Below are 11,410 nucleotides of genomic sequence, written 5' to 3' on the forward strand. Positions count from 1 at the left end.
TTATTTATCCTTATGACGCTGCATTTGTATTAACAGACGTACGTTGTTGACGTCGTTGTAAGTAGGCTTCAAGAGGCTTTTTACCAAATATCGCCCCAACCAGTAATTTAACTATTACACGTGGGTTTAATAACTTTAACTTTAAAGCATGAGCGTATTTTTTTATTGCCATCATACGGTTACCGCTACGTAACTCAAAGTCAGCCAAACTTTCGAACTGCCTTGATAAGCCATTATTTAAGCCAAGGTGAAGATACTCTGCTTCGTACTTCTCTATAATTGCACGATGACCATTCGCTTTTGATACCGGATTACATGAAATACCATCATCAGCAAGTTGGTAAGTAATAAGCGCTTCGGCTAAGTGAATTGCAGGGTATTTTTTTGATAAACGTAGCAGTAAGTCATAGTCTTGCATGCTTGGTAGGCTGTTATCAAAGCCGTCAACATCGCGGATAGCATCAGTTGCAATCAATAAGACGGATGTGCAAATACCATAACCTTGATTTAGTAACGATTCGTATAAGTTATCGGCTCCAAGGCAGCCAAAGTACTTTTTCCAGCCTTGATACTCTAAATACATATCGGAGTAACAAATGGCTGCATTGCTTTTCTCTAATGCGGCTATTTGTTGTTCAAGTTTAGTTTGTAGCCACAGATCATCATCATCTAAAAATGCTACATATTCGCCTTGAGCAAAATCAACACCGGTATTACGCGCTTGGCAAGCCCCTTTGTTCGCACTATGTCGAATATACTTAATTCGCTGTTCATCAGCATATTGTGCCATTACAGCTTCGGTTTGGGCGCGCGCATCGCTACTAGGATCATTATCATCAACAATCACTATTTCCCAATTCTCATAGCTTTGAGCCTGTACACTTGCGATTGCTTTAGGTAATGCATGCGCACGTTTGTACGTTGGTATGATGACAGTAATTAATTTATTCATTTTAAAAGCCTAGGTAATATATCGCGCTTACTTGTTTCGGTAACCATCGTAATAAGTAATATCTGTTTCGCTATAGTGCTTAAAGGTCAAGAAGTAATCTAACCCTTTGTTTTCTATCGGGTGTCTATGTATTTCATCTTGATAAAAAAAGTTACTTTCATTAATCAGGAGCACATAAGAAAATGCGGCCATATGAAAAGCGATAACTAAAAATAAAAAGCTGCCTGTTATTAATTTGGGTGTTATGTACTGAAATGCTAACAACATTAAAGGGGCATACAGAAGGTACAACGGCAATAAAATGCGATGTAACTCATCACCTATAAAAAACAGCGCAATAAAGCTGAGCAATGTTAAAAAGCTCATCATATTAAATAATCGAATATACGTTGGGCTTGTTGTTTTTATATAGCCAGGTAATGCGATAATCGTGACGAAAATAAAAAATAACAAAGAAGGTAGTTTTGAAAAACTAGGTTCAAAAACTAAGCGCGTTAAAATTTTATTAATCATGTAATGATTAATAACAGAACCTACTCCTTTAATTGCTAACACCCCAAAAATTGCTGCAAAAACAAACCCTAGAATTAACAAGATTAATTGTTCAATATTCCAACGTCGGTTTAAATGCTTACTAAAAAGAAGCAAAGGAAGTAGTAAAAAGCTTGTTGAAAAGTGCATTAAACTTCCTAAGAAAAAAATAGCTATGCCATGTTTCTTATTCGTTTGTGAGTACCAAATTCCATAGAGTAAAATAGGCACAGCCATACATGCTCTGATCAAGTGCCACTGACTTTGAAAGAATTTATAAAAAAATACAATCATTAAAAAGCACAGCAGTGGACTAGGGTTATCAACTAACTTACAAAATTTCCAAATTAACAGGTAGGTAACTGCTAGCGTTATAAAGTAGTAAAGGAATGAGTGATTATTAGTTAAGCTCGCTACAACCCAGCTATATAAAGCGAATAAGAAGTCTGCATGCTTTGCATACAGTAATGAGGTGGGTAACATGCTAGAAAAGCTGCTATAACGCTCATAAGCCATTAAGTAAGAGGGCATATCATCTGCTCCCCCCCAAAGATACCCTATATGACGCGAAGCAATCAGCACAGATAACGAGAACACAACAAAAAAGACAATTGCACTATCAAGCTTGGTTTTTTGTACTGCGAAGGCGTAAATAAATACGCCCGCAACCCAAGCTAAAAATGGCAAAAATAACCAGCCTGCAAGCAACAGGCAGCCAGTGATTAATAGCTTGGTATTTACTTGCTGTTGTTGTTCAGCAAAGCCGAGAGAGTCGTCAGCGTTCAAGTTATAACCTTATCACTTTGGCTTAATCACCTTTGCGCTGACGATTATTAATACGAACAAAATGTAGTAATAAGATGCTTACACAAACAAAAAAACCTGAAAAAATAGCACCAAGAATACAAATAACCGCTCTGTTAGGAGATGACTTTCGTTCTTCAACGATAGGGCTTTCAATAATCTTGAACGCAAAGTCCTTACGAACCTCGGCAAGTAACATTGCTTTGGTTTGCTCTTCTATAATTGTGTAGAACACGTTTTGCATTTCGGCTACGTTGGTTTTTGATAGCTGTTCATTTAAGTACTTAATGCTTTCTTTTTTCTCAGCTATTTCACGTTCTCTAACCGATTTGTTGATCAATGCAACGATATTTTCTACATACCGCTTAGAGATGCGAGGGTCGATATGCTCAAATGAAATTTTAACTAAACCATTTACTTTGTCTTGTTGTACAGAAAGCTTTTTGAGTAGTCTCTCGTATGTTTCATACATTGAAGGCTCTAGACTTTCTTGTGACTCTAGGTCTATTTTCCACTTTCCATCGTTATAAAGCGCAGGATCGATTACCAGCTGCTGAGAATCTCTATTCCATTCTTTTACAGCGAATAAATTCACTTTTACGTTATTTTGCTCAATAAATTTATATAGAAAGTCTTTTGATTTGATGATCTCTAAATACACAGCAGTGTCATCACCAGCACCACCTAGATTGATACCTGCAACACTTGCTAAGCTACCCAACTGCCCTAATGATGCTAAGGCACCGCTTTCTTGCTGCTTTTGCGGCGCTAACAGCACCGTCGACTTATACATATTTGGCAAGGTTAACGAGTAGGCTAAAATTGCTGCACTAAAAACGATTGATAAAAAGATGATTAACCACTTTTTGTTCCAAAGTACTAACCAAAGCTCAATCAGATCAAAGGGCTTTTGTGAACTTACGTCCTGATTTACCGTGCCTGTCATTGCGCTTTCCCTGCTGCCAATTTTAATAAATACTGACCATAGCTTGTTTTACTTAAAGCTTGCCCTTGCTCTATTAATGACTCTTTAGTGATCCACCCCTGCTTATAAGCAATTTCTTGTAAACAGGCTATTTTGAAGCCTTGGCGCTTTTCAACAGTTTGTACAAAGAGCGACGCTTCCATCAGGCTGTCGTGCGTGCCTGTGTCTAGCCATGCAAAGCCTCGTCCTAGCACTTCAACTTTAAGACGCTTTTCGTCTAAATATGCTTGGTTTATTGCCGTGATTTCTAACTCACCACGAGCTGAAGGAGTGACCTTTTTGGCTTTTTCAATAACTGAGTTATCGTAAAAATACAATCCGGTTACTGCATAGTTAGATTTAGGCTCTAACGGTTTTTCTTCGATTGAAATACCATTAAAGTTTTCATCTACTTCAACAACTCCAAACCTTTCAGGATCGTTTACTTGATATGCAAAAATACATGCTTCTTGGTCAAGTTTTGCATGGGCTTTTAACTTTGGTGAAAAGTTAGAACCATAAAAAATGTTATCACCCAAAATCAGGCAAACGTTGTCGTCGCCAATAAACTCTTCACCAATAATGAAAGCTTGCGCTAGGCCTTCAGGTTTTGGCTGTACCTCGTAGCTCAAATTGATACCAAAACGGCTGCCATCACCTAATAGTGTTTTAAACTGCGCCTGATCTTGAGGTGTTGTAATGATGAGTATATCTTTAATTTCAGCAAGCATTAGCACCGATAATGGATAGTAAATCATCGGTTTATCGTAAATCGGTAATATTTGCTTAGAAACACCTTGAGTTATCGGGTGTAAGCGTGAACCACTACCACCGGCAAGTATGATGCCTTTTGTTTTGCGTAATGATGAATTGTCATTGTTCATTTGTGAATTACTCATTTCCATACTTCATTTAATGGTCAGTTCTGAGCGCTTAGGTATGCTTACTTTACACTCAATTTTCTTTATCGAAACGTTAAATTTAGGCTGCAGAAGCTAGCAATTATTCTCCAGCTGCACCTAGTCGCTCACGTTGATATGAGCCATCCTGAACATTTTGGCACCAATCTAGATTGTCTAAATACCATTGCACTGTTTTTCGAATACCAGACTCAAACGTTTCTTGAGGTGTCCAATTTAGTTGGTCGGCTATTTTAGCTGCATCAATTGCATAACGACGGTCATGGCCAGGACGGTCTGTAACATAGGTGATTAGCGAAGCATACCCTTCTGCTAAATCTTTACTTGGTGCTAACTCATCTAACAAACTACAAATAGTTTTTACTACTTCAAGGTTTGTTTTTTCGTTATGTCCACCAATGTTGTATGTTTCACCTACTTTACCTTCACTAGCAACGGTGTATAAAGCACGCGCATGATCTTCAACAAATAGCCAATCTCTAATTTGTGAACCATCACCGTAAATAGGTAATGCCTTGCCTTCTAACGCATTTAAAATGACTAGTGGGATCAGCTTTTCAGGAAAATGAAACGGGCCATAGTTGTTCGAGCAGTTGGTAACAACGACAGGTAAACCATAAGTGCGGTGCCACGCTCTCACTAAATGATCAGAGCTTGCTTTACTCGCTGAATAAGGGCTACTAGGTGCATACGATGTTTGCTCTGTAAATAAAGGCAAACTTGAGCTATTTTCGACATCATCAGGATGAGGTAAATCACCATAAACTTCATCTGTCGAAATATGGTGAAATCTAAAGGCTTGTTGCTTATTGGTATCTAAGCTTGCCCAATAACCTCGCGCTGCGTCAAGTAGGGTATATGTACCAACAATATTTGTTTGAATAAATTGGCCAGGCCCATCAATTGAACGATCAACATGCGATTCTGCAGCTAGGTGCATTATAATATCAGGCTGATATGATTGGAAAAGTGAGTCGACAGTTGCACGATCACAAATGTCACCTTGAATGAAGGTATAACGTTCGTTATTTTCTATGCTTTTAAGTGACTGTAAATTTCCAGCATATGTGAGCTTATCTAGGTTTATAACTTTATGCGATGTTTCGTTTATTAAAAAACGTACCACGGCACTTCCAATAAACCCTGCACCACCTGTTACTATAATCGTTTTCATCCACACCCTTTTTAACTAAATTAATTAGCTTTTCAACAGCGGCGAATTATCGCAAATATACAGCCTATTTGCTATAACCTGCCGATTTTTTGCCGTTTTCTAACTGTTCTAAATACAATTCTAATGTTAATAAACTGCCTATTTTTTCAGGGCGAATTGAGTCGTCCATGGCAAAGAACTTGGATAGAATTTTATTAACTTGGTCATTGCCAATTAATGTTGCGACTCGGCTATTTGGCATACATAACATATCTGTAAGATACTGCTTAAATTGCGTTTCTCTGAGCCAAGTGTCGTAGGCTACATAGTGTCGCTTAGGCGCAATTGAGCGATATAGCTTGCGTGCCGCTCTTTCAAACACAGAACCTTTTATTAGCTTTACTAGTTGTTGCTTAACTGGATTTACCTTTGGCTCAACTTGATTTTCGGTCAATGAAATTGGTTTTCCTGTTTGTTGCCAAGGGATCGCTGCAAAATAGTCAGGATAATAACGTAACAACATTGCGTGGTATAACTTACCATTACGTCTAAAGCTTTCTGGTAAAGAATAAAGAAACTCAACCAAATCGTTATCCATAAACGGTTTAAGGTTATGTAACTGATGACTCAATAAATCACTTCCAGCGCCAATAAAGCGTACTCCGCGATTATAAATAAACACAGGATCATCATTTTCATGTGTAAAGTAGTCATGATCAATGTTTGCATGTTGAACATGCTTAGTGTAGCGAGTTGCAATTCTTTTCTGCTTTGAGATTGTTGCTTGCGACTCAGGAAATAAATAGCTCCCGCCAAAAGTCACATCACCTAAATAACCATTGAGTAAATAATTAGACTCTTGTGCAATCAACTCTACAGAGCTGAGTGCATGCATGTGTAAAATATTCTTTAAGCCATCTGTCAACCAAACACCACGTTCTCTGCCAGAGAACCAATTGTTTTGATCAATTGCAACCAACTGGTTAGATACCCCTGCTAAATCAGCCACTTGTTTTGCAATAATTGCATCATCGCAACTAGGTTCACCAAAGGTAAATGTTTTGATTTCGCCTTTATAGTGCTGCTTGGCTCCAGCGAGCAAAACTCTAGAGTCAAGACCACCACTTAACGTAATTGCTAATTTAGGCTGTTTTACCACACTCATACATCGAGCCATACTGGCATCAAAAAGCTGATAAGATTTTTCAACAGCCTCATCAAACGAGATGTCATTTAGTGGTTTAATCTCTGACCATTGCCAGTAGAGTTGCTGCTGATAGTGTTCTGCTTGGGTATTAACAGTGACTAATGTTGCTGCTGGCACACGTCGTATATTCTTAAATAAAGTTTGCTCACCAAGCATGTGCCCTACATCAATATAGGTATCTAAAGCCGCCTGATCTATCTTTTGTGTGTAATCTGGGTGCAGTAGTATGGCTTTTGGCTCACTTGCAAACCCTTTTATCCGATCACCTTCAACCCAAAGGTAAAGTGGTTTAATACCGAAGCGATCTGTTGCCAAATGAAGTGCTTGTGTTTGTTTATCATATACCGAAAAAACAAAGTAACCATTTAAGCCATTACAAAACGCAAGTAGGTTATCAATTAGATACTGCTCGCAAAGATTCTGTAGCGCATCTTCCGTTTTACAGTCATTACCATTGATTGAAAAGATATCGCCCCAAATAGTGACGTGCAAGCGATCATCGCTATATTCGTAGCACGCTATTTGCTCAACATTTTTAAGCATTTGCTGATAGTGCTGCGAAACAAAATAACTGTTTTTATCGCCTGCTACATTCGCAAAGCAATCATGATCTTCTGCTACTTGGTCTGGGCTAATAAAACCGATCATACCGGGCATACTAAGAACCTCGAATAAAACTGTAAAACTTGAGTAGTTGCGGTGTAATTGCGATTAAGTAACCTACACAAATAAGCACAAACAAATATACTGGAGCTAATATTAATAATGGCTGTATAAGTAATAACAACAAGGCTGCTATCGCAAAAAATGCTATGCATGCTGGCCCGAGTGCGGCAGCAAACTGGAAAAAAGACAATCCACTAATAGGCTTAATAAGAAGTTTCCAGTGCAGTAAAAATAATAAAACCTGTAACGCAACCAGCGCTTGCACCATTACCGTAATACCTTCATTGATTGAAAGTACGATAACTAAGGGACGCACAACTGTGACAGCAATATTCCACCAAAAGCCACGTTTTACCTCACCACTAGCACGTAACAGCACACCAATAGGATTCATCATAGATATGATAAGCATATATAAGCCAAGCCAACGAAGAAGCTCAGCATGTTCCAGCCACTCAGCCCCATAAGCAATACCTAAAATAAATTCAGGGAATAAAGCAACTAAACAGTACAAAGGTATATTGATTAAGCTAAGTAGTCTAATCACCATGCCATATAAAATAGCTAAGCTATGCGTTTCTTTGTGCTTAACAATAAGCGGAAAGGCCACTTTGTTTACCACTGGATTAATCAATTGTAATGCAGGTCTAAATACGAGTGCTTTAACGTAAGCATAAATACCAAGTACTTCTGGCCCTAGTAATTTACCAATCAATAACTGATCAAGCTGAGCACTTATAAAGTTTACAAAGCTCTCACCGGTTTGATAAAGGCCATACTTAATTGGCGCGATTATGCTGTTTAAACGTAACTTGCTAAATCCTGGTCTTAAAAGAGGGAAGCCAACTAAAAAGCAAGTACTTAAAAGCAGAGCATTTAATAATTGCGAAAACACAACTGACTCTAGCCTCAGGTCAACTGCTAACAATATAATTAATGCTATAAAACTTGCTACGCTGGCGAATACTTCAATTTTGGCAATACTATTGAAGTGCATTTTTTGCTGTAACAACGCTAATTGTTGCTGCCCTAAGCTGCGAATAAAAAATACCGGAGACAAATAACATAACAATAAAGACAGTTGTGGCATGTTAAAAAAAGACGCAGTGGGCACAGCCATTATCAGCACAAGTAAAGAAATCACAATGCCCAACATTACATTGACCATATACAGCTGGTTTAGTTGAGATTTTTTTAACTGCTTATGGAATATTAGGGCGTTTGAAATGCCTGCATCACCAAATATTTGAGCAAAACCCACCACCAACTGTATGATTGCCAATACACCAAGTTCGGCAGGTGTTAAAAATCGGGCAAGCACAATTAATTGCGCAAGCTGCAGACCACCTTTTATAAGTGTGGTAGAGGCCGTCCAAGATACGCCAGATACAGCATCACGTGCTACACTCATGCTAATTTATCCATGTAATTGCTCTAGCATATCGCGCCATTTTGGTGCTAGCGCTTGCTCGGTGAAATGCTGATTCATAAGGTCAGGGTTACGATTATTGTCTTTATTGACTAACTCTTTTAAATCTGAAAAATTCATGCTGGCCACTTCATCCGTTTTATGGATCTCAAAGCCAAGTTCTGTCAAATAGGTATAACTAGATGTGTTAGAAAGTAGGAACATTGGTTTGCCCATTAATAACATGGCATATGCAACATATAGCCCTTGTTGGCGGTGTTGGGCAAATACAGTTAAGTGAACATCATTCAATAACTTATCGTAGTCTTGCTTGTTAAGCATAGTGGTAATTGCATTAAACTTATTACCAAACAATGCTGTAGCATGTTTTATCACTTCATCTATGTAGCTTTGCTCACCACCATAGTTTAGTGGCATGATAATTTCGACACTTTCACCAGCTAAATGAGCTAGCTTATTTAGTGCGTCAATATGGTTATTACTTGATGATGCAGAATTACCTACGAGTATTTTTAGTGGTTTTTCAGACGTTAATTGCTCGCGGTCTTGCTCAACTTTCATCCCAATTAATGGGTATGGCAGCACTTTAACATTTCGTTTGAATAATACACGTTGAGCAAGTGACGCATCTCCTTTATTTAGAGCAAACACATGTTTATAGCGATTAATAACTAACGCATGTAAAACATGGACTATACGTTCTTTTATCGTACGATTTGCTTTTGTATGACGATATAGCTCAGCCCCCCAAAGTACACAGCTGCTGCGCTTTGTGACCGAGTGAAATAACAGTTTTTTCCAAACATGCATATCAAACGAACCATGAAATACTATTTGGTCTTCTTTAGCTGTGCTCTCAAGCAAAGAAAAAAGCTCTGTATTATCTTTATAATTTAAAAAGTTTGGGATCGGCTCTGGCGTTTTAACCCAAAATTGCTGTTCTGCATCTGGGGTGCATTGCTGACTGAAAAACTGTTGCATCGGTTTATAGTGATGCGGCGTATCAGCAAAGATATGGATTATACGTTTTGTCATATCGATTATTTATTTTGGTAGGCTGCTAGGAAAGATTTTTCATGGGCTAGTAAACCATCTTCGCGCGCTTTAATATATTTTGCAGGTTGCCCAGCATACACTCCCCAAGCCGCTAATGAGCGATTTACTAAACTCAGTGCGCCAATAGCCACACCTTGCTCTAGCGTTACGCCTGGTAGAATTACACTGCCACTTCCAACAATTACATGCTTAGCGAGTGTCACAGGGGCATGTTCAACGTTAGTAAACTCACTATCAATAGTCGGGTTAGTTAAAAAAGCCCCTGAATAATCATCACTGCTTGAGTAGATAGCAACCCTTGAAGAAATATTACAAAAATCGCCTATTTGAATATGCCCAGCGCCAATAAGGCAGCTGTATACGGCAAGATGAATATGACTTCCTAGTGTTATACCACCCTCTCCTGCAGAGAGAACACAAAAATCATCTATGCGGACGTTGTCGCCTATAGAGATCCTTGATGCTCCATAGATAGATGCTTTCTTGGATATTTTTACGTTCTCACCAACGTTTGAAAAACCCAGTTCTTGTAATTCATCTCGCGTATAAATGGCCATCTAGCTTCCTATTAAATGGATATATTAACAACTGGTTTGGATCGCAGAAATTAAACTACTACATATTTGCTCAACGCCATCCAACGTTAAGTCGGTGAACATTGGTAAACATAAAATGCGTAAACTTAACTCATTGCCATGTGGAGTACTACCTTGCATTCCATATGCAGGGACTGTTGACAAGCTTGGATAAAAGTAACGCCTTGTTTGAATACCTTGCTCGAGGAGTTTAGCTTGCACTTGTAACAGTTGTTGCTCATTTTTAAGTACAACTGGCATGTACGCGCCATTGTTTTCGCCTTGAGGATGCCAAGCCTGGAAACTCAGCAAGCCTTGCTCAGCAGACGCTTTTAATAGCAATTGGTATTGCGCTGCAAGATCACGCCTTTTCTGAGTTATCTCACTCACATGTTCGAATACAGATAATCCCATAGCTGCATGCATTTCGCTCATTTTTGCATTAATGCCAACCAGTTCTGGGTAAAGCTTTGCGTCAAAACCAAAATTAATTAATTGCTTTGCTTTTAAATAATCAGATTCATGCTTAAAGATGATGGCTCCACCTTCTACACTATGAAACAACTTAGTAGCATGTAGACTCAAAGTCGCTACATCACCATGCTTAAGCACTGTTTTACCGTTGATATCGCTCGCAAAGGCGTGAGCAGCATCGTATATAACCTTTAAGTTATATTCTTTCGCTTTACACTCTATAGCCTCCACATCACATGGATTACCAAATACATGCACACCTAAAATTGCCGAAGCACTATTTAGTTGGGAATGTGTAGCTTTATTAATATCAAGGTTATAAGTATTTGGGTCTATATCAATAAATTCTGGGCTAATATCAGCAAACTTTAAAGAGCTTGCTGTTGCCGCAAACGAAAAAGGTGTGGTTAATACAGTGCCTTTAGTATCAAGTGCAGCAAATGCGACTTGCAATGCTAAGGTCCCGTTGGCGACCAATAGTAAATGTTCAACACCTAAATATTCTGCAAGTTGTTGCTCAAATTGCTGCAAACATGGGCCATTATTTGTTAACCAGCAGCGCTCAAATATACCATCAATTTGCGCTTTGTACGCGTCGATTGAGGGCAAAAACGGTTTTACTATTGGATACTTCACTCATCAGACTCACAAAACAAAAACAGTGACGAAGTGTAGCAAA

Annotated in this window: 10 protein-coding genes; all 10 read right to left on the bottom strand. The window is 38.6% G+C overall.

Translation table 11 applies throughout. The features are described 5' to 3' along the window. Positions 1-10 precede the first annotated feature (10 nt). A complete protein-coding gene (locus L1264_RS05195) occupies positions 11-952 on the bottom strand; it encodes a glycosyltransferase family 2 protein (RefSeq protein ID WP_235403720.1) in 942 nt (313 codons plus the stop codon). Positions 953-979: 27 nt separating this feature from the next. After that, positions 980-2,269: an EpsG family protein gene (locus tag L1264_RS05200; RefSeq protein ID WP_235403722.1), complete on the bottom strand. Its 1,290-nt coding sequence runs from the start codon at positions 2,267-2,269 to the stop codon at positions 980-982. 22 nt (positions 2,270-2,291) lie between these two features. Further along, complete coding sequence (locus tag L1264_RS05205) at positions 2,292-3,233, bottom strand: Wzz/FepE/Etk N-terminal domain-containing protein (protein WP_235403723.1); 942 nt, start codon at positions 3,231-3,233, stop codon at positions 2,292-2,294. Further along, positions 3,230-4,150 carry a glucose-1-phosphate thymidylyltransferase RfbA gene (rfbA, locus tag L1264_RS05210; protein WP_235403724.1) on the bottom strand — a complete coding sequence of 307 codons (921 nt, stop codon included), beginning with the start codon at positions 4,148-4,150 and terminating at the stop codon, positions 3,230-3,232. Before rfbA ends, L1264_RS05205 begins: the two co-directional genes overlap by 4 nt. A 103-nt stretch (positions 4,151-4,253) precedes the next feature. After that, positions 4,254-5,345, bottom strand: coding sequence for a dTDP-glucose 4,6-dehydratase (gene rfbB / locus L1264_RS05215; RefSeq protein ID WP_199527057.1), 1,092 nt, complete (start codon positions 5,343-5,345; stop codon positions 4,254-4,256). 64 nt (positions 5,346-5,409) lie between these two features. After that, positions 5,410-7,188 carry an asparagine synthetase B family protein gene (locus tag L1264_RS05220; protein WP_235403725.1) on the bottom strand — a complete coding sequence of 593 codons (1,779 nt, stop codon included), beginning with the start codon at positions 7,186-7,188 and terminating at the stop codon, positions 5,410-5,412. 1 nt (position 7,189) lies between these two features. Next, positions 7,190-8,608, bottom strand: a complete 1,419-nt coding sequence (locus L1264_RS05225; RefSeq protein ID WP_235403726.1) for an MOP flippase family protein — start codon at positions 8,606-8,608, stop codon at positions 7,190-7,192. A gap of 6 nt (positions 8,609-8,614) precedes the next feature. Continuing rightward, positions 8,615-9,661 (bottom strand): TDP-N-acetylfucosamine:lipid II N-acetylfucosaminyltransferase, encoded by a 1,047-nt coding sequence (locus tag L1264_RS05230; RefSeq protein ID WP_235403727.1) that lies wholly within the window; start codon positions 9,659-9,661, stop codon positions 8,615-8,617. A 5-nt stretch (positions 9,662-9,666) separates the two neighbouring features. Continuing rightward, positions 9,667-10,239 (bottom strand): acyltransferase, encoded by a 573-nt coding sequence (locus tag L1264_RS05235; RefSeq protein ID WP_199527061.1) that lies wholly within the window; start codon positions 10,237-10,239, stop codon positions 9,667-9,669. 24 nt (positions 10,240-10,263) lie between these two features. Then, positions 10,264-11,367: a DegT/DnrJ/EryC1/StrS family aminotransferase gene (locus L1264_RS05240; RefSeq protein WP_235403728.1), complete on the bottom strand. Its 1,104-nt coding sequence runs from the start codon at positions 11,365-11,367 to the stop codon at positions 10,264-10,266. Positions 11,368-11,410: the final 43 nt, after the last annotated feature.

Origin of the sequence: Pseudoalteromonas sp. APAL1 (assembly GCF_021532475.1) — a bacterium.
GTDB lineage: Bacteria > Pseudomonadota > Gammaproteobacteria > Enterobacterales > Alteromonadaceae > Pseudoalteromonas > Pseudoalteromonas lipolytica_C.